This is a genomic window from Alcanivorax sp. 97CO-5 (assembly GCF_000524665.1).
GTDB classification, from domain to species: Bacteria; Pseudomonadota; Gammaproteobacteria; order Pseudomonadales; family Alcanivoracaceae; genus Alcanivorax; species Alcanivorax borkumensis.
In genome coordinates, this window is sequence record NZ_KI965877.1 from 40,719 (window position 1) to 59,963 (window position 19,245).

Sequence of the window (19,245 nt, forward strand, 5' to 3'; positions counted from 1 at the left end):
CTACCCCTACCCTTGCTCTGGCCGTCGGAATACGGGCCTTAATGCAGTGGATTGCGCCTCACAGTAACAATAACCGGCCACATCAAACTGGGTTAACTTTGCCGGATCCTTAAGGCCTTTCTTGATAATCCAGGCGGCCATTAAGCCCCGCGCTTTCTTGGCGTAAAAACTGATAATCTTATAGTTACCATTTTTTTCATCTTGGAATACTGGCTCAATGATTGTGCCAGCAACCGCTTTCTTTTTTACTGCCTTAAAGTACTCGTTGGATGCCAAATTCACTAACACATCAGTTTTGGCGTCTTTCATATCTTTGTTGAGCAATTCGGTAATGGTGTTGCCCCAAAAGGCATAGAGGTCCTTGCCACGCTCATTATCAAGCTTTGTGCCCATTTCTAGACGGTAGGCTTGCATTAGATCTAGCGGTCGAAGCACACCGTAAAGTCCAGATAACATTCGAAAACGCTGCTGCGCCTCGCTAAGCTGATGATCATTGAATGATTCAATGTCTAGACCTGTGTAAACGTCACCCTTGAACGCAAACGCCGCTGGCCGGGCATTTTTTTTGTTGAAGGGCCTCTCCCACAAGGAAAAGCGTTCTGCGTTAAGATGGGCAATTTTGTCACTAACCCCCATCAGGCTGCTGATATCTGCTGGAGAAAGCTGCCGCGCGCGCGCTATCAACGCCTCGCTATCATCAAGTAAGCGGGGTTGCGTGGTTTTTAATGCCGGTAATTCGCTTTCGTAATCAAGCGTTTTGGCCGGTGAGACAACAATCAACATGCCCTTCTCCTTTACATATGCCTTTGGGGATTATATGAATCAGGGATGGTCAGGTCTGCATCTACGGAGGATTAATGCGCCTATTGCTTATATTAACGGTGGTTATCGCGGTCTCTGCCCTGTTGTGGGGAAGCTGGCAATGGGGGCGCCGGCCGTTTTTGCTGACGGTCAGCCTGGTGTTGGCCGGCTTGATCACTCTCGGCGTTGGCGTTTGGCAAGACAGCATGCATGACCAGGTTCGTATGGCACCGGAAGGCATCGCACTGGCGCTCACGGAAATTCGCAATTCTGAATCCGGTGTTCGGCTCAGTGGCACCGTTCGCAATGAAGGTGCGCAGGATGTGGCAGCCCTGACCTTACGGGCTCAGGCACTGCATTGTTCGACCCAATCTAGCTGTGCGGTGATTTATCAGCAACCGATAACGCTGCAAATGTATTTACCTAAAGGAAGCGAATATCAATTTGCTGTCGTCAGCCGTCACCCCAAGGAAAACACCCCGGTGGATCGCTGGCAGCTGCGAGTAGTGGATAAGTTAGCCTATCCGAACCCCTGAAATTCGGTGCTGGCAAGATATGCGCTGAGTCGTCACAATGCGGCTTCCAAAATTCCAGGAGTCACTATGGCATCCTTGATTCCCGGCCAGCTCACCCCCATTGGCGACAATGCCTGGCGGATGCTGGCGCGCAACCCAGGCATGATGACTGGGCCAGGCACCAACAGCTACCTGTTTGGCAAGGACAGCCTTACCGTTATTGACCCTGGCCCCGAGGACCGGGAGCATTTGCAGTCATTATTGCAGGCTGCCCGTTCTCTGAACAAACCGATTACCCAGGTAATTGTGACGCATACACACCGTGATCATTCTCCCGGCGCACTAGCTCTAGTCGCCGCTACAGGGGCTCGCTGCCTTGGCCCTTGGGTGCCCGATGATGGGCTCCAGGACGAAAGCTGGGATGCAGATACCTTGTTGGCTGAAGGTGACACGGTAGACTGCGGCGGCGCCATGCTTACAGCCATTGAGACCCCTGGGCATGTGGGCAACCACCTCTGTTACCTGAGTGAGCAAGGCTTGCTGTTCACCGGGGACCATCTGATCCAGGGCTCTACCGTGGTGATCGCCCCCCCGTCCGGGTGCATGCAAGCCTATTTTGCTTCGCTGAGAAAATTGCAAAACCGTGGTATTAAGCTTATGGCGCCAGGCCATGGCGATGTCATCACTAACCCAGAAAAGATACTCATTCACACCCTCGCCCATCGCCAGAAACGCGAAGACAAGGTGCTCGACAGCTTGAGCAAAGACGCTCAGCCATTGGCAACATTGGTAACCGCGGTTTATGACGATGTGCCCGCCTTTTTACACGGGGTGGCCCAACTTTCGTTGAGCGCCCATCTGATCAAGCTGGCCGAGGATGGCAAGGCGGCTGAGACAACGAGCGGATGGGTATTGGCCGGTTGATGTGCGGGGGGGTGAGCCTCTGCTACCCACCACCGATGCCTTCTACAACCAGCCCTTGCGTTTGAAGTACCAATACGGCGCCATGCCGGACAACACCATCAAACCAATTGCCATGGGGTAGCCAAAGCGGAAGTCCAGTTCTGGCATAATGTCGAAGTTCATCCCGTAGATGCTGGCGATCATGGTGGGGGGCAGAAACACCACGGCGGCAATAGAGAATATCTTGATGATCTGATTTTGCTGAATGTTGATAAAGCCCTGGGCTGCATCCATCAGAAAGTTGATTTTGTCGAACAGGAAGGTGGTGTGTGACATCAACGTATCTAGGTCATGCTGAATTTCCGCACAGGTTCTCCGCCGAATTTTATCAGGGCGCACATAGCGCTGAATAAACGAGATAGAGCGCTGGGTATCCATCAAACACAAACGGATTTTCCCGTTAGTGTCTTCTAGCTGGGCCAGACGCTCAATGTCTTCTTCCAGTTTTCCGTTTTCTTCCTCCAGCACGCTGTAGCCGACTTTTTCCAAGTCTCGGTGTACGTCCTCAAGCGCATCCGCAAGATTTTCCACTTTTTGATCAAGTATACTTAGCAAAATATCCAAAGGCTGGGATACCTTGACCCAACCCCGGCGGACTCGCAGGCGCAATAAGCGGAAATCCGGTAACCGGGAATCTCGGAATGAGAGCAATCGCCCTTCTTGGACGATAAAAGCAACTGTGGAGGTCCGTGCCCGGCCCTCGGATTGGAACATAAACAAAGAGTGGACATGAAGCCCCTGCTCATCACTGAAAAAACGGGCGGAAGCTTCAATTTCTTCCATATCGTCGGAATCAGGTAGTTCGGTCTGGAGAAATTGCTGAACCAGGTTGCGTTCTGCGTCCTCGGCATCTACTAGGTCGATCCAGCTGCCTTCCTCAGATAAGGTAGGCATAGTGGCATTCACCTCTTTTTCTCGTAGAACACCATCTTCAATACGAAAAATATGCAGCATGATGTTTTCCTGATCATTCTTGCCGGCAATACGCCGTTTACATTTTGATAGAGCGGCTATGTACCCACCATCGACAGAACCAGAGCATCACCTACTCCGTAATCCCGCCAATGAGACTACTCCGGCTGGCGATGCCACATTGCATTACTGGTCAGGACTGATGGGACAATCACACGCTGACCATGCATTAATCACATTAAGCCAGGCGCTGGACTGGCGACAACCCAACATTACGGTGTACGGGCGGCAACACCCCGTCCCTCGCCTCACTGCTTGGCACGGTGATGCGGGCTTGCACTACCGTTACTCTGGGCACACACATATCGCCACAGGCTGGCTCGCCGCACTATTGCCAATTAAAGCAGAGATCGAACACATCACCGGTAAAACCTTCAATAGCGTGCTGGCTAATCGCTATCGCAATGGCGATGACTGTATGGGCTATCACAGTGACAATGAGCCGGAACTGGGCTGCACTCCTTGGATAGCCTCCTACAATCTTGGTGCCACTCGGGAGCTGACCTTTCGCCCCAAGAGCCCTGGTGGGCGACGACAATGTTTCAGTCTGCCACTACATCATGACAGTCTGTTGTTGATGTCGCCGCAGGTTCAGGCCGGATTTGAGCACGCGCTACCCCGCCGTCGAAACTGTCCTGATCCGCGCATTAACCTGACTTTCCGGTTTATTGTTGATTAAACACAGACAAACACCTGGTTAGGTAAAAAACAGGTAGCTCAAGAAAATTGCGCTAATCAAGCCGGCAGCATCCGCTGCCAGCCCACACCATAACGCATAGCGAAAATCCCTAATGCCCACGCTACCGAAGTAAACGGTAAGCACATAAAAGGTGGTTTCTGTGGAGCCTTGCATGACCGCGGCCATTCGCCCTGCTAGCGAATCCACACCATGGGTTTGCATCACGTCCACCATGGCAGCCCTTGCGCCGGAACCACTTAAGGGCTTGAGCAAGGCCACGGGCAATGCATCTACAAACCGGGTATCAAGACCAAGGGCAGCAACGCCCACTCGAATGCCTTCCAGAAGCAATCCGAGTACACCCCCCGCTCTAAGCATGGCAATTGCGGTCAGCATAGCTACTAGGTAAGGGATGATTTTTACTGCTAGGGTAAAGCCCTCCTTGGCGCCCTCCACAAACGCATCATAGCTATCTACCCCAGAGCGCCAGGCGGCAATAAAGAACACAGCTAGCACCAGTAGCAGGATGCCGTTGCCTAGCAAGCTGGCAAAGGTATTGGCCGTTTCAGCAGGTGCGACCAAAACGATGGCACCCAGCAGGGCCAAAACGGCTAGCCAGATGCCCGCCACCGCCAATAACAACGGGCTCGCTAGCGGTAATTTCTGTACCCTCGCGGTAACAATTACGCCGATCAGCGTAGAGATCGTCGTTGCCATTAATAAGGGCAAATACACTAATGCGGGATCGGCGGCGCCTTGTTGCGCACGGAATAACAGCACCGTAACCGGCACCAGGGTCACCGATGAGGTATTCAGCACCAGAAACATGATCTGGCTGTTGGTGGCTTGGCGCGGGTTGGGATTGCCTTCTTGTAGAGACGCCATGGCTTTGAGCCCCAGCGGCGTGGCGGCGTTATCAAGCCCTAACATATTCGCCGCCAAGTTCATGGAGACCGGTGCCGCAGATCCGGGAGAGCGTGCAATCCCGGGCATCAACCGAACCATCACAGGGGTCACCCAGGTGGAAACGCGATGAGCAAGCTGGCTGGCTTCTGCTAACCGGAAGAGGCCGCTCCATAATGCTAGAACGCCAATTAGCCCCAAGCTAACATCAACCGCCAAATTGGCTGATTCCCACAGGGCGTTGATAAGACGCCCTGGCGCCTCTATATCACCGGTAAGGAGCTGAACCACAGCCCCAGCAATGCCTACAAGGAAAAACAAGCTGAACAGTCTGTGCAAAGTATCTCCCGTGCGCTAGGGTCATAGAATTGCGCCGACAAACGGCGTTAGCAGCACTGCAATTTCGTGCTATCACGATAGTCTACATCGATTACCCGCATTCAACCCTGAATGACCGCTTAGCGGTGGTCGGCTATACTGAAAAAAACTGTTTGAGAGCCAGCATGTCATTACTCCGTAAGCTATTCCCTCTTGCGCTAGCCCTGTTACTGTTGGGTGGAGCAATCAAGGGTGGTAGCGCATTACATTCCAACTCGCCTGAGGTCCAGGGCGACCTGAAGCCGACGGAACAGCAGCTGGAAGCCGCTGAAGAGATCGCCGACAAACTCAAGAATCACTACCGTCAGCTTGATTTTGATGATCAGCTCTCGGAGCAGGTTCTGCAGCGTTACCTAGAAGACCTGGACCCTAATCGGTTGTATTTCCTGGCATCAGACATTGAAGACTTCGAGCGTTATAGCCATATTTTGGACGATCAACTGCGCAAAGGTCAGCTTGAGGGCGGATATACGATCTTTAATCGCTTCCAGAAACGACTGGAAGATCGGCTTACCTGGTCTCTGGAGACGATCGCCAATGACCTGGAGTCACTGACATTTGATGCTGAAGAATCGGTGCGTGTTGATCGCGAAAACGCGCCTTGGGCGAAAGATGAGGCCGCTCTTGATGAAATATGGAAACGCCAGTTAAAGAATGCGGTACTGTCCATGCGTCTTAACGATTCCAGCGCCGAAGACATCGAAACCCGTTTAACGCGTCGTTACGAGAGCCAACTCAAACGCATCAAGCAAAATACTCCGGAAGATGTCTTCCAAGTGTATATCAATGCACTTACGCAGACGTTTGATCCACATACCACCTATTTCACCCCACATAATTCGAAGAATTTCGACATCAGTATGAGCCGTTCCCTGGAAGGCATTGGGGCCGTGCTGCAGTACGAAGATGGCTACACTAAAGTGGTTCGTCTGGTGCCTGGTGGCCCTGCCGCTAAAGGCGGGCAGCTAAAGCCTGCGGACCGTATTGTTGGTGTATCCCAAGAAGAGGGAGATCCGGTACCGGTGATCGGTTTGCGTTTGGATGAAGTGGTCGATCAGATTCGTGGCCCTAAGGGCACCAAGGTTAATTTGGAAATTATTCCGGCGGGTAGCGCAAGTGAACACGACACGCGCACCATCAGTATTGTCCGTAACAAGGTGGTACTGGAAGAACAAGCAGCCAAGAAAGACATTATCCAGATTACGCGAAACGGCCAGGATCTAAAGTTAGGGATCATCGAAATTCCCGCTTTTTATCTCGATTTCGATGCGTACCATCGCGGTGATCCGAAATACACCAGCACCACCAGTGACGTGGCAAAACTATTGGTAGAGCTGCGTAAAGAAAACATTGATGGTTTAGTTATTGATCTACGTAACAACGGTGGCGGCTCTTTGTTAGAAGTGAACAAGCTGGTTAGCTTATTCATTAACAGGGGCCCTACCGTTCAGGTGCGAGAATCCAGCGGTCGGGTCAGTATTGAGGGTGATAAATTTCCAGGGGTTCTTTTTGCTGGCCCCATGGCGGTAATTGTGAATCGGTATAGCGCGTCCGCATCGGAAATTTTTGCTGGCGCCATGCAGGACTATGGCCGCGCCATCATTGTTGGCGATCAAACTTATGGTAAAGGTACGGTGCAAACCTTGTTGGACCTTAATCATGGCAAACTGAAAATGACCAATGCAAAGTTCTATCGTGTTTCCGGCTCCAGCAACCAGAACCTTGGGATTGTGCCAGATGTGGAGTTACCATCATTAGTAGATATGGACGATGTGGGGGAAAGTTCTTTGCCCAACGCTCTGCCTTGGGATGAAATTAAATCAGCAAAGTATCAGCGTGTTACGGACCTTGTACCTTTTCTGCCACAGCTTCGCGCGCAGCACGAGAAACGTACGGATAACGATCCAGAGTTCGTCTATGTGCACTCCCTGCGTAAGCTCCTTGACGTTAACCGTAACCGCACGGAGCTATCATTGAACGAAGAAGTACGGACGCGAATGCAGGCTGAGTTTGACAAAGAGCGCCTAGCGATCGAAAACAGTCGCCGCCAGGCCCGCGGTGAAGAGCCGCTAGAAAGTATTCAGGCGTTACGCACCCTAGAAGAGCAGCGAGCACTGGATCCGGAAAGTCATGATGAGGCCATGAATGAAGACCCTTATATACGCGAGACCGGGGAGATTTTGGTCGATTACATGGGCTTGCTGAAAGAAAATCAGGTCGCTCGTAAGGAGTGAAGTGATAGCCTTTGTTAAATACAAACCGGCCTTCGTGCCGGTTTTTTTTATGGCTCTAGCAGATTTTAAAAGACTGCTCACTCACATAAATCTGCCTAGAGCCTAGAACCTTAAACTGACCCCGGTAAGCTTTGCGCTGCATCTGCCACACTTTCCAGCAAGGTATTGATCAGCCACTGAGGGGCATCCAGTGGCAAATCATGGCCGGCTTCTGTATGAACTTTAAGCGGCAACTGCCAGGCTACGGCTAGGCTGCGTGAGCAGCTGGGGCCGACCAAACGATCTCCTCCGCCATTAATAATGACCACGGGTACACTACTGGGTAGTGCCGCGGGGGCGCGAAAACGTATGGCTGCCAGCAATTGGCGCAGGCTATTCCCCAGAGAAACCGGCTGAGACACGGCATAATCGCGCCACTTATCCGCAAGGGCACGGAGGTAGTCTTGGCTGCGCATATTAGAGGTAATTTCCAGAATCGCGCTTTCTTTTTGCAATGCGTTTCGACTAAACACCGCGTCCTTGAGAAGTCTGCGGTAGTTGGCCGGACGAAGACGTTGCCAGAACGGGCTATATCGGCTTGCACTGGTATTGATTAGGGCTGCAAACGCCACCTCATGGGGCGCTTGACATAGCCACTGCACAGCCACCATTGCACCCAATGACAGTGCCACAACGTGGTAAGGCCCTTGATGGCCCTGCTTCTGAAGTTGCCCTCGGGCATGGGCAACCATGTCTGCAATGCGTGTAGGGCTGTTTTCCTGGCAAAATTCACCGTTGCCCGGCAAATCCAACGTTATCACGCTATCTTGCGGTACTGCCGCCTGAAAATGAGCGGGAAAACCCTCCCAATGCCGCTTTTCACGAACCAAGCCACGTAGTAACACCCACGTCCTCGCCATTTGATCTCTCCTTAGGACAATGACCCGCTTTATAATAAAGGCTAGAATGCCACCGGAGTTCTGGATGGCAAATGGAGTTTCCTCGCGACTATGGCACGTAAAACGGTAAAACGGGTTAAAACAGGCTCAGTGGAGCGACGATTCTCAATGGCCAAGGCCGGCTTTATGGCTGGCGCCAAATACGCTACAGCCAGTGCAGGAACACTGTTCACTGCAAAAGATAAGCGTGGCGAGCGGCGCAAGGAAATCCTTTCTGCTCGCGCTCAGGAGCTAGTGGAAGAGCTGGGTAGCCTGAAAGGTTCTGTGGTTAAGATTGGGCAGATGATGGCGTTGTTTGGTGAACACTTCCTGCCGGAAGAGGTGACAACCGCCCTGCATACCTTGGAAAACCAGACAACCGCACTGGAATGGCCTGCCATTGAACGTCACCTCAAGCGGCAGCTGGGCGAGGTTAAGCTTGCTGAGCTTGAGGTTGAGCAACAACCGCTGGGGGCGGCGTCTTTGGCGCAAGTGCATAAGGCTGTGCGCAAATCAGATGGCAAAGAGCTATGCCTGAAGATCCAATATCCGGGCGTGGCAGATGCCATTGATTCGGACATGCGTGCTCTGGTTCGCTTGCTGAAATTAAGCCGCCTGGTGCCTATCACTGAGCAGTTCAACATGTGGTTGGATGAGGTACGCGAGATGCTCAAGCGGGAAGTCGATTACGATCTCGAGGCCCATACCACCCGCCATTTTCGCCATGCTCTGGCCGAGGACACGCGTTTTGTGGTTCCAGAAATTGTTCCAGAGTTCTCTACCCACAACATCATGTGCATGACGTTTGAACATGGGATAAGCGTGAATGACCCGGCTGTGCTTGAGCTATCCCAAGCTCGGCGAAACTTTATCGGCCGCGCGATTATGGAGCTGTGCTGTCGTGAAGTGTTCGAATGGAACAAGATGCAGACGGACCCGAACTTCGGTAATTATTTGTTGCGCATAGGAGAAACCCCGGAGCAAGACCAGGTTGTCCTGCTCGACTTCGGCGCTATCCGAGATTTTGATAATGAAGTGCTAGGGCCAGGCCGAGAGATGATTCGCGCCTCCTTCTATCATGACACCGATCGGCTAATCCGAGCACTCAACGCTCTCGACTTCCTTGCGGGTAATACTCCGCGCAAGCTGCTTGAGGAGTTCTCCGGGCTCTGTTTTGAGGCAATCGAAGTCCTGCAAGACCCTGATCGCTACCCTCCCCCTGCATTCGTTCTAAACGAGAATGGCGAGTACTGCTGGGGCAAAAGCGACCTGCCAAACCGGATTATGAACCGCGCGGGACGCAATGCGTTGTCCGTGCATTTTGATGTGCCGCCTAAAGAATTCATCTTTTTAGCTCGCAAGCTATTGGGGGCATACACTTTTTTGCACGTTATTGAATCTGAAGTCCGAGGCAACACTATTCTGGAGCCTTTCATTCACATGCAGGAAGAGGATGACATTGCCTTGGTCAAACAGAAAACAGTCACTCCGGGTGACTAATTTGCGCCATGGTCTAGCTAGCCCTCCCTAGGGCTGGCAAAACGCGCATTTATCAGCCGCTTATCGGTGCGATAACCATTTGTCATTTGCCAAGCTGGCACGTGCACAATAAGGTTAGCACCCTGCTCATCGGCCGGTTCACCTGAACCGGCCGTTTTTCGAGGCTTTCAGAGGTTTTGGGTTGCCAATACCATCCTTTGAACAGCCAATTATTTGCGAACCACAGACGGGGGTAACGCAGGTGATTATCGGTGTTCCCAAAGAAATCTGCCCTGGCGAGCAGCGCGTTGCTTTAACGCCTGCCAATGTCAGCGCACTGCTTAAAAAACAAGGTGTCGAGATCATCATCGAGCGCGGAGCTGGCGATATTGCTGGCTATCCGGACAGTGCTTATGAAGCTGCCGGTTCCAAGCTGGTTGATCGCGATGAGGTGTTCTCTTCCGCTCAAGTTGTTCTGCAGGTACAAACGCCCGGCAGTAACATCAAGAACGGTGACGAGGATCTGACTAAATTGAAGGAAGGCCAGATATTGATCGGCATGACCGATCCACTGGCTAACCCACAATTTGCCCAATCCCTGGCTGAGAAAAAAGTCTCCGGTTTGGCGCTTGAACTGGTGCCGCGTATTACCCGTGCTCAAGCCATGGATGTACTGTCTTCCATGGCCATGATCGCCGGTTATAAGTGTGTACTGCTAGCCGCTACAGAGTCTGCACGCATGTTCCCGATGAACATGACCGCTGCCGGGACCATGAAGCCGGCACGCGTACTCATTATGGGTGTGGGCGTTGCCGGCCTGCAGGCCTGTGCCACGGCCAAGCGCTTGGGTGCCGTCGTTGAAGCCTACGACGTACGCCCGGCTGCCCGCGAACAGATTTTGTCGGTCGGCGCCAAGCCGGTCGAGTTGGATCTGGACACTGGTGAAGCCGAAGGCACTGGCGGTTATGCCAAGGCCCAAGGTGAAGATTTCCTTAAGCGTCAGCGAGAGCTAATGACCGAAGTGGTTAAGGAAATGGACGTCATTATCACTACCGCCGCTATCCCTGGCGCCAAGAGCCCGATTCTGGTTACCGAAGACATGGTGAAAGCCATGAAGCCCGGTTCCATTATTGTGGACATGGCCGCAGAACGTGGTGGCAACTGTGATCTGACCGAATCCGGTAAGACCGTCGTGAAACATGGCGTAACTATCATCGGTCCAGAAAACGTGCCCTCCACGGTCGCTTTCCATGCCAGCCAGATGTTCGGCAAAAACATGGAAAACTTGCTTAACTTGCTCATCGATGATGAAGGCAAGCTGCAGCTAGACTTCGAAGATGAAATCGTTGCTGAAACCGTGATCAGTCACGAAGGCGACGTTCCCCAGCCTCGTTTGCGCGATCTTCTCGGCCTCCCCGCTCTGGCCAAACCTGAGCCGGAAGCCACTGAAGCCACGCCCGACGCGGCTAGCAAGGAGGAAAAGTAATGGATCCTGTAGCCAATCTTACCTTGTTTGTGCTGGCGATCTTTCTCGGCGTGGAATTGATCACCAAAGTGCCGCCCACCCTGCACACTCCGTTGATGTCCGGCTCCAATGCGATCTCCGGTATCACCATTGTGGGTGCGCTGGTTGCCGCTGGCTCCGAGGGCAGCACGCTGGTTAGCGTACTCGGTTTCATCGCGGTGGTGCTGGCCACGATTAACGTGATTGGAGGCTTCATGGTCACCAATCGAATGCTGGCGATGTTCAAGAGGAAGTAAATCATGCACGTTTCTCAGAACTGGATTGATATCGCCTACTTGATTGCTGCCTGCCTGTTTGTGCTAGGCATCAAGGGGCTGACCAAGCCAAAGACTGCAGTACGCGGTAACATGCTGGCGGCAGCCGGTATGGGCGTGGCTGCCGTGGTAACACTGCTCAATGAGCGCATCGTTACCTATGAAGTGATCATCGCTGGCGTCGTTGTCGGTGGCCTGATTGGTGCCATTATGGCCAAGAAGGTACAGATGACGTCCATGCCGCAAATGATCGCCCTACTTAACGGTTTTGGTGGCGGTGCCTCCTTTGCTGTTGCCTCAGCTGAATTCTTCAGCACAAGTAGCTCCCACGATGCTGTGTCCATGATCGCCATAGGCGCAGCTGTATTGATCGGTGCGGTCACCCTGACAGGCTCCTTGGTGGCTTTTGCCAAGCTACAAGAGCTCATCAGCGGGCAGCCTATGGGCTTCCCCGGCATGAAGCTGCTCAATGCCATCTTGTTTATCGGGTCGATCGTTGGCATCGGTTACTTGGTGGCCAACCCGGGCAGCGAAATGGTTCTCTGGGCTCTGGTGGCTGCGGCCATGTTGCTGGGACTGTTCCTAGTGCTGCCAATTGGTGGTGCGGACATGCCCGTTGTGATTGCCCTGTTGAACTCCTATTCCGGTGTGGCCGCAGCAGCGGCGGGCTTCATCATGGGCAACAGCGCCTTGATCATCACCGGTTCTCTGGTGGGCGCATCAGGTCTAATCCTGACCAGTATCATGTGTAAAGCCATGAACCGCTCCCTCACCAATGTTCTCTTTGGTGTAATGGCAGAAGCTGGCGAAGCCATGGACGCAGACGAAGTCTACGCCGGCAAGGTGAAGTCTACTTCTGCAGAGGAAGTCGCGATGATGCTCGAAACTGCACGTCGCGTGGTCATTGTTCCAGGCTTTGGCTTGGCGATGGCGCAGGCGCAACACGCCGTGCGTGAAATGGCAGACACTCTGGAAGCCGCTGGTATTGAGGTTGAGTACGCCATTCACCCGGTAGCCGGGCGTATGCCTGGGCACATGAATGTTCTGCTAGCAGAAGCTGAAGTGCCATACGATCAGCTCAAGGATATGGACCAGATTAACCCGACCTTTGAGCAGACGGATGTGGCAATCGTGCTGGGCGCCAATGACGTGACCAACCCCATGGCCCGCGAAGATAAAGGCAGCCCGATTTACGGCATGCCTATCCTCAACGTGGATAAAGCCAAGACTGTGGTTGTGGTAAAACGTTCTCTGAGCGCCGGTTTTGCCGGCCTGCCCAATCCATTGTTTGCCAAAGACAATACTCTGATGTTGTTTGGTGATGGTAAAGGTGCCGTGCTCGATATTACCACGGCCTTGAAAGAAGGCTGATTAATCGCCTTTGCAGAAAAAGGAGCCTTCGGGCTCCTTTTTTTGTTCATCGCGGAATTGCGATAAGCGCGACTTTGATTTTCATGGTGAAGTCGTCGTTAGTGTCTTAAGCAGTCAGTCATTCCCCTGGCATGCTGAAATATTACCGCACCTGCCTGCTAGTGAACTCACAGTGCCTGAGGCGGGAATAGAGGAAAAAATCTTCAGCGTCTCGGTGCACACCGCCGCCGTCTCAATAGCACCTCAGTCAAGAGCGCAACTTAGAATAAAACTCAGGTTCGAATACCCAAGGGTAGATGCATGACAGCGTGCATCACGGGGTTGGTGGCGGTTACACCGATATTCGTAACTTGGCTTGGGGTTAGCTGAGGCTAATTCAGGGGCTGAGAAACGGCATGGCTGGGGATAAATATTCCCCGCCATATCAAACGTAGCATTTGATATGGCGGCAGTACGGTTGCTGCGTTACTTGATCGCAATCAACATTGTACCGCCGCCCTACTCATTTCTTTTTAATCCGTGGCGAGCAAAAAACAACCGGAGTTGGCGTTTTTCTAACGCTTAGAACGGTGCTACAGAAGTGAGTAAACCACGCCTACAGAAAAGGTATGGTCCGTTTCATTGGTTCCCGCAGGTGCCGAAGAGTCGCTCTCAAGCAGATGGCGTAGACGTAACGCGAAACGGGAGTTGATTGCCGTGGTCAGAGAGGTTTCCGCCCGGGTATCCGCTCCATCACCACCAACCTCTGTGGAAAGATCTTCCTTGAAGGTGGTGTTGTCGCTTACCTTAAGCTCATACTTGATACCGACGCGTGCGATGGCATTCTCTTCGGAGTCGTGGCAGCTCATATAGCTGTCCTGAGGCTCCAAACACTTTATTCGATAACCTGGACCGATTTCCGCATCCAGAGTCTGCCGATCCGAATCGACCCACCGACGCCCCACACCGATGGCATAACTGGCTTCGTAGTGATAACCCGAAAAATTATCTTTTTGGTAGGTCAGCACATTGAACAGGTAGTTCTTGGCATCTTCACCGAGTTTGCGGTCCAACTTGTAGGAAGCGAAGTAGTTCTCATCCGTACGGTTATATTCTTCCGTATCAGGATCTTCTTCCTTCTCGTTATTGGCATCAGCCTTGAATGTATGCCGCCATTTCTCGCTGTCCCGGGCCATGTTGACATTGGCATTGGTAGAGTCGGAATTGGTGTTACCGCGCTTGAATAGCAGCCCGACACCAATGTCGCCAGACCATTTGCTAACTTCACTACCCTTATCGGCAGCTGCGTCTTGCGCAGCTACAGAAACCGCCGGAAGTCCGGCGGTTAGCAGCATGGCAGCGATTGTCTTACTGCGCATGAATAACTCCTTAGTCATTTTTGTCTAGATGTACGTCCATCTGTGGGAACGGAATGCCAATCCCTGCTTCGTCAAAGCGAAGTTTCGCCGCTTCTGTGGTGTCCCACAGAACTGGCCAGTAATCCGCGCTATTTACCCAGGGGCGGCATAGGAAATTAACTGAGCTATCCGCCAGCTCACCTACCACAATAGTTGGAGCTGGATCCTTCAGAACACGCTCATCCGCAGCAAGAATCTCTTCAAGCACCTTTTTCACCACAGAAAGATCAGCATCGTAGGCAACACCGAAGACCATATCCACACGGCGGGTCGGTTTTTCGGAGTAATTGACGATATTACCGGACATGATTGCGCCGTTAGGGACAGTAACTACTTTATTGTCCGGGCTGTTCATGATGGTTGCGAAAATGCGGATTTCTTTAACGGTACCAGAAGTTCCCCCTGCTTCAACGTAATGGCCCACGCGGAACGGCTTGAACAGGATAAGCATCACGCCGGCAGCAAAGTTACCCAGAGAGTCTTTCAATGCCAAGCCAACAGCCAAGCCGGCAGCACCCAAAATGGCAACTAGTGAGGTCGTTTCAATGCCAAGCTGATCCAAAGAAGCAATAACAACGAAAACAAATAACAAGATATGAACAATGCGCCCTAAGAAGGTGGCGACCGTTTCATCCATTCGTTTGTTTAGTAGTTTTTGCACCCAGTGACTTAGCCGAGCAACCACCCAGCTACCAACAATGAAAATTACCAGTGCGGCGGCAATGCTCCAGGCATAGGGCACCAAGTTTTCATTGGCAAAGGTTTCTAGTTGCGACAGATATTGATCCATTAAGCGTACTCCTCATCCAGTGATGCGCAATTATGCCCATTCCTACAGCAAGCCCAAGTGCGAAAGCTGCTGGCATACAGGTTTTTACAAAGATTTCATCTGCCAGATTCAAAGGCCAACCTGCCAACCCTGGACCCAGCCTGCTCAATAATGAAAGTAAATAGTCCGCATGGCCAGTCTCGAAGGGGGTTGAGCCGGCTTTATCATGGTCTTTTCCCGGATAAGGCACCACAGATTGGGTATCTGGCCCTTGCCCCGGTATAATGCACGCCCCAATTTCCCGCCTTTGCTGGAGCCATCAATGTCACAGAACTCGCGTGCTCAACTCACTGCCCAACTTAAAGAACGGATTCTGATTCTTGATGGCGGCATGGGCACAATGATTCAGCGTTGCAAATTCACTGAAGAAGAGTTTCGTGGTGCCCGATTTGCTGATTGGCCTAGCGATCTGAAGGGGAACAATGACCTGCTCAGCATGACCCAGCCTGAGCGGATCAAAGCGTTGCACAAAGGCTACCTTGATGCTGGCGCGGATATCATCGAGACCAACTCGTTCAACTCCACGTCTATCGCCATGGCCGATTACGACATGCAAGATCTGGCCCGTGAGATTAATGTGGCCTCCGCTCGCGTTGCCCGCGAAGCGGCAGACGAAGCATCCACCACGGATAAGCCTCGCTATGTGGCCGGAGTGCTTGGCCCCACTAACCGTACGGCCAGTATTAGTCCCGATGTGAATGATCCCGGCTACCGCAATACCCATTTTGATGCCTTGGTAGAGGCATACCTAGAAGCTTTGGATGGGTTGGTAGAAGGCGGTATCGATATGGTCCTAATCGAAACCATTTTCGACACTTTGAATGCTAAGGCCGCAGTCTTTGCGGTGGATCAGTATTGCTACGAAAACAACTTGGACTTGCCGGTGATGGTGTCCGGGACGATCACCGATGCGTCTGGCCGTACCCTCACGGGGCAAACTACTGAAGCGTTCTACAACTCCCTACGCCATGCTCGCCCGATCAGCTTCGGCCTCAATTGTGCACTGGGCCCCATGGAGCTGCGCCCCTATATAGAAGAGCTCTCGCGTATCTCCGAGACCTACGTGTCTGCTCACCCTAATGCGGGCTTGCCTAACGAAATGGGCGAATACGACCTGGACCCTGCCACCATGGCTAAAGAGGTCCGCGCTTGGGCTGAGAAAGGTTTCCTGAACATAATTGGTGGCTGCTGCGGTACTACACCAGAGCACATCGACGCCATGGCCAAAGCAGTTGAAGGGCTGGCGCCACGCCCGTTACCTGAGATTGAAGTGGCTTGTCGCCTTTCCGGTCTAGAACCCTGCACAATCGCCAAGGACTCCCTGTTTGTAAATGTAGGCGAACGAACCAATGTGACCGGCTCCAAGCGTTTTCTGCGCCTGATCAAAGAAGAGGATTACGATGCAGCCTTGGACGTGGCTCGCGATCAGGTAGAAAACGGCGCCCAGATCATCGATATCAACATGGACGAAGGGATGCTGGAGTCCGCTGAGTGCATGGTGAAATTCCTCAACCTTGTGGCCTCAGAGCCGGAAATTTCCAAAGTGCCGATCATGATCGATTCCTCCAAATGGGAGGTGATCGAAGCTGGCCTGAAGTGCATACAAGGCAAGGGAGTGGTGAATTCCATTTCAATGAAGGAAGGCGAGGCTGCCTTTCTTCATCAAGCTCGATTACTGCGCCGCTATGGTGCGGCGGTTATTGTCATGGCTTTCGATGAGGAGGGCCAGGCAGATACCCGTGAGCGTAAGGTGGAGATCTGCACCCGTGCATACAAGCTGCTCACTGAGGAAGTGAACTTTCCGGCTGAAGACATCATCTTCGACCCCAACATCTTTGCTATCGCGACGGGCATTGAAGAGCACAATAACTATGCCGTGGATTTCATCGAAGCGGTGGCTGACATCAAACGCACTCTACCCCACGCGATGATTTCCGGCGGGGTGTCCAATGTGAGCTTTTCGTTCCGAGGGAACGATACCGTCCGCGAGGCGATTCACGCGGTGTTCCTCTACTATGCCATCAAGAATGGCATGGACATGGGTATCGTTAACCCTACCATGCTTGCTATTTATGCCGATATCCCAGAAGAATTGCGCAACGCGGTTGAAGATGTCGTCCTTAATCGCAATGAAGACGCCACCGAAGTGTTGCTGGACTTGGCAGAAAAATACCGAGGTAGCGGTGCCGAAAAAGTTAAGAAAGAAGATCTTGCCTGGCGTGAGTGGGAAGTAGAAAAGCGCCTTGAGCACGCCTTAGTCAAAGGCGTTGCTGATTATGTGGAAGAAGATACCGAGCTGGCCCGTCAGAACGCTACGCGTCCACTCCATGTGATTGAAGGCCCTCTCATGGACGGCATGAACGTGGTTGGTGACCTGTTCGGCGAAGGCAAGATGTTTCTCCCCCAGGTGGTGAAATCCGCCCGGGTCATGAAGAAGGCTGTGGCTTACCTGTTGCCTTTTATGGAAAAAGAAAAAGAAGAAATGGGCACCCAAGATGAAGCGAACGGCAAAATCTTGATGGCCACCGTGAAAGGTGACGTACATGACATTGGCAAGAACATTGTTGGTGTGGTGCTACAGTGCAACGGCTACGACGTAGTGGATATGGGCGTGATGGTGCCCTGCGAGAAGATCCTTGAGACTGCGAAAGAAGAGAAGGTCGATATCATTGGCCTGTCCGGGCTAATCACGCCGTCACTGGAAGAAATGGTCCATGTGGCCAGCGAAATGCAGCGCTTGGGCATGGACCTACCGCTGATGATCGGTGGGGCGACTACCAGCCGCATTCATACTGCAGTAAAAATAGACCCAGCCTACGACCAGGCCGTAGTGCACGTGGCGGATGCATCCCGTGCGGTAGGCGTGGCGTCCAAGTTGCTATCCAAGACCGCTAAGCCGGAATATGTTGCCGAAATCAAAGAAACCTACGAGACGCTCCGTGTTCGACGTCAGCAACAGCAAGTGGACCGCAGTTTAATCTCCATTGACCAGGCAAGGGAGCACCGTTTTCAACCCGACTGGAGCGATTACACACCTCACGAACCGAAAGTTAAAGGTTTGAAGGTTTTAGATGATTACCCACTGGAGGATCTGGTTCAGCGGATCGACTGGACTCCTTTTTTCCGCGCCTGGGAATTGGCTGGCAAGTTTCCACGCATTCTGGAAGATGAAGTGGTTGGTGTTGAAGCGACAAAGCTCTACCGTGATGCCCGGGAAATGCTTGATAAAATAGTTGAAGAAAAGTGGCTAACTGCCCGCGGGGTAATAGGTTTTTGGCCTGCCAACTCTAAAATGGATGATATCGAACTATACCGTAATCCCGGTGATAGTGAGGCCTTCATGACCCTCCACCATCTTCGCCAACAGTTGGATCGGAGCAAGAACAACAAGCCTGATTACTGCTTGAGTGACTTTATCGCCCCCAAGGAAACCGGGCTCACCGACTGGCTAGGCGGTTTTGCAGTAACCGCAGGCATTGGCATCGACGAGCATGTGGCCCGATTCGAAGCGGACCACGATGACTATTCCGCCATCATGCTTAAAGCCTTAGCGGATCGACTAGCCGAAGCGTTTGCCGAGCGTCTACATGAAAAAGTGCGTAAAGATTACTGGGGTTACGCCAGTGATGAAGCACTGAGCAATCAGGACATGATCAGCGAGAAATACCAAGGCATCCGCCCTGCTCCAGGCTACCCCGCCTGCCCTGATCACACAGAGAAAGCCCTGTTGTGGGAGTTGCTTGATCCTGAAACCCACGCCGGGATGACACTCACGGAAAGCTACGCCATGCTCCCAACTGCGGCGGTATCTGGGTGGTACTTTTCACACCCAGAGGCTAAATATTTCGGCACGGGTAAGCTGGCGAAAGATCAAATGGATGATTACGCGGCACGTAAAGGCATGTCTCGCAAAGAAATCGAGCGAATGGTGCCCCATCTGCTCGGGTACATGGACGAAAATTAAGTCTACTGACCGCACACCACCGCATCGGTCCGCCACATGGCGGACCCTGTAGTGGTGTTATCAG

15 protein-coding genes are annotated in these 19,245 nt (G+C 52.5%); 9 read left to right on the forward strand and 6 right to left on the reverse strand.

All coding sequences use genetic code 11. The features are described 5' to 3' along the window. Positions 1-6: 6 nt before the first annotated feature. Positions 7-783, reverse strand: a complete 777-nt coding sequence (gene yaaA, locus Y017_RS00180; RefSeq protein WP_011588620.1) for a peroxide stress protein YaaA — start codon at positions 781-783, stop codon at positions 7-9. Positions 784-857: 74 nt separating this feature from the next. On the opposite strand from yaaA, the gene Y017_RS00185 reads away from it, so the two are divergent. Together Y017_RS00185 and Y017_RS00190 are read left to right on the forward strand one after the other, a co-directional pair. Then, positions 858-1,337 (forward strand): hypothetical protein, encoded by a 480-nt coding sequence (locus Y017_RS00185; protein ID WP_011588619.1) that lies wholly within the window; start codon positions 858-860, stop codon positions 1,335-1,337. A 66-nt stretch (positions 1,338-1,403) separates the two neighbouring features. Continuing rightward, entirely contained in the window at positions 1,404-2,240 is an 837-nt protein-coding gene (locus Y017_RS00190) for an MBL fold metallo-hydrolase (RefSeq protein ID WP_035458203.1), read from the forward strand. Between the two features lie 42 nt (positions 2,241-2,282). Here Y017_RS00190 and corA read toward each other — a convergent pair whose 3' ends face one another. Next, a complete protein-coding gene (gene corA, locus Y017_RS00195; protein ID WP_035458205.1) occupies positions 2,283-3,233 on the reverse strand; it encodes a magnesium/cobalt transporter CorA in 951 nt (316 codons plus the stop codon). 58 nt (positions 3,234-3,291) lie between these two features. Between corA and Y017_RS00200 the strand changes: the two genes are divergently transcribed. Continuing rightward, positions 3,292-3,930, forward strand: coding sequence for an alpha-ketoglutarate-dependent dioxygenase AlkB (locus tag Y017_RS00200; protein ID WP_011588616.1), 639 nt, complete (start codon positions 3,292-3,294; stop codon positions 3,928-3,930). A gap of 18 nt (positions 3,931-3,948) precedes the next feature. On the opposite strand, the gene Y017_RS00205 is transcribed toward Y017_RS00200, so the two are convergent. Further along, positions 3,949-5,172, reverse strand: coding sequence for a nucleoside recognition domain-containing protein (locus tag Y017_RS00205; RefSeq protein WP_011588615.1), 1,224 nt, complete (start codon positions 5,170-5,172; stop codon positions 3,949-3,951). A 164-nt stretch (positions 5,173-5,336) separates the two neighbouring features. Here Y017_RS00205 and Y017_RS00210 point away from each other — a divergent pair, with 164 nt between their 5' ends. Continuing rightward, the gene (locus tag Y017_RS00210) at positions 5,337-7,445 is read left to right on the forward strand and encodes a carboxy terminal-processing peptidase (RefSeq protein ID WP_035458207.1); all 2,109 of its coding nucleotides are present in this window, start codon (positions 5,337-5,339) and stop codon (positions 7,443-7,445) included. Positions 7,446-7,555: 110 nt separating this feature from the next. On the opposite strand, the gene Y017_RS00215 is transcribed toward Y017_RS00210, so the two are convergent. Further along, positions 7,556-8,344, reverse strand: a complete 789-nt coding sequence (locus Y017_RS00215) for an alpha/beta fold hydrolase (RefSeq protein ID WP_011588613.1) — start codon at positions 8,342-8,344, stop codon at positions 7,556-7,558. Positions 8,345-8,434: 90 nt separating this feature from the next. Between Y017_RS00215 and Y017_RS00220 the strand changes: the two genes are divergently transcribed. The 4 genes from Y017_RS00220 (at position 8,435) to Y017_RS00235 (ending at position 12,991) form a co-directional block, all read left to right on the forward strand. Beyond that, positions 8,435-9,862 carry an AarF/ABC1/UbiB kinase family protein gene (locus tag Y017_RS00220; protein WP_035458208.1) on the forward strand — a complete coding sequence of 476 codons (1,428 nt, stop codon included), beginning with the start codon at positions 8,435-8,437 and terminating at the stop codon, positions 9,860-9,862. A 241-nt stretch (positions 9,863-10,103) separates the two neighbouring features. Continuing rightward, positions 10,104-11,327: a Re/Si-specific NAD(P)(+) transhydrogenase subunit alpha gene (locus Y017_RS00225; protein WP_035458209.1), complete on the forward strand. Its 1,224-nt coding sequence runs from the start codon at positions 10,104-10,106 to the stop codon at positions 11,325-11,327. Next, positions 11,327-11,602: an NAD(P) transhydrogenase subunit alpha gene (locus Y017_RS00230; protein WP_011588610.1), complete on the forward strand. Its 276-nt coding sequence runs from the start codon at positions 11,327-11,329 to the stop codon at positions 11,600-11,602. The genes Y017_RS00225 and Y017_RS00230 overlap by 1 nt, the downstream gene beginning before the upstream one ends. A 3-nt stretch (positions 11,603-11,605) precedes the next feature. Next, positions 11,606-12,991 (forward strand): NAD(P)(+) transhydrogenase (Re/Si-specific) subunit beta, encoded by a 1,386-nt coding sequence (locus Y017_RS00235; RefSeq protein WP_011588609.1) that lies wholly within the window; start codon positions 11,606-11,608, stop codon positions 12,989-12,991. 572 nt (positions 12,992-13,563) lie between these two features. On the opposite strand, the gene Y017_RS00240 is transcribed toward Y017_RS00235, so the two are convergent. Together Y017_RS00240 and Y017_RS00245 are read right to left on the reverse strand one after the other, a co-directional pair. Continuing rightward, positions 13,564-14,349, reverse strand: coding sequence for a YdiY family protein (locus tag Y017_RS00240; RefSeq protein ID WP_011588608.1), 786 nt, complete (start codon positions 14,347-14,349; stop codon positions 13,564-13,566). 10 nt (positions 14,350-14,359) lie between these two features. Beyond that, the gene (locus tag Y017_RS00245; protein ID WP_035458210.1) at positions 14,360-15,178 is read right to left on the reverse strand and encodes a mechanosensitive ion channel family protein; all 819 of its coding nucleotides are present in this window, start codon (positions 15,176-15,178) and stop codon (positions 14,360-14,362) included. Positions 15,179-15,479: 301 nt separating this feature from the next. Here Y017_RS00245 and metH point away from each other — a divergent pair, with 301 nt between their 5' ends. After that, positions 15,480-19,181, forward strand: a complete 3,702-nt coding sequence (gene metH / locus Y017_RS00250; protein ID WP_035458211.1) for a methionine synthase — start codon at positions 15,480-15,482, stop codon at positions 19,179-19,181. The last annotated feature ends 64 nt before the right edge of the window (positions 19,182-19,245 follow it).

Coding starts and splice junctions, on each gene's coding strand:
- Y017_RS00245 (WP_035458210.1), bottom strand. CDS start 15,178: ATGGATCAATATCTGTCGCAACTAGAAACCTTTGCCAATGAAAACTTG.
- Y017_RS00190 (WP_035458203.1), top strand. CDS start 1,404: ATGGCATCCTTGATTCCCGGCCAGCTCACCCCCATTGGCGACAATGCC.
- Y017_RS00230 (WP_011588610.1), top strand. CDS start 11,327: ATGGATCCTGTAGCCAATCTTACCTTGTTTGTGCTGGCGATCTTTCTC.
- Y017_RS00215 (WP_011588613.1), bottom strand. CDS start 8,344: ATGGCGAGGACGTGGGTGTTACTACGTGGCTTGGTTCGTGAAAAGCGG.
- Y017_RS00235 (WP_011588609.1), top strand. CDS start 11,606: ATGCACGTTTCTCAGAACTGGATTGATATCGCCTACTTGATTGCTGCC.
- Y017_RS00185 (WP_011588619.1), top strand. CDS start 858: ATGCGCCTATTGCTTATATTAACGGTGGTTATCGCGGTCTCTGCCCTG.
- Y017_RS00200 (WP_011588616.1), top strand. CDS start 3,292: ATGTACCCACCATCGACAGAACCAGAGCATCACCTACTCCGTAATCCC.
- Y017_RS00210 (WP_035458207.1), top strand. CDS start 5,337: ATGTCATTACTCCGTAAGCTATTCCCTCTTGCGCTAGCCCTGTTACTG.
- Y017_RS00220 (WP_035458208.1), top strand. CDS start 8,435: ATGGCACGTAAAACGGTAAAACGGGTTAAAACAGGCTCAGTGGAGCGA.
- yaaA (WP_011588620.1), bottom strand. CDS start 783: ATGTTGATTGTTGTCTCACCGGCCAAAACGCTTGATTACGAAAGCGAA.
- Y017_RS00240 (WP_011588608.1), bottom strand. CDS start 14,349: ATGCGCAGTAAGACAATCGCTGCCATGCTGCTAACCGCCGGACTTCCG.
- corA (WP_035458205.1), bottom strand. CDS start 3,233: ATGCTGCATATTTTTCGTATTGAAGATGGTGTTCTACGAGAAAAAGAG.
- metH (WP_035458211.1), top strand. CDS start 15,480: ATGTCACAGAACTCGCGTGCTCAACTCACTGCCCAACTTAAAGAACGG.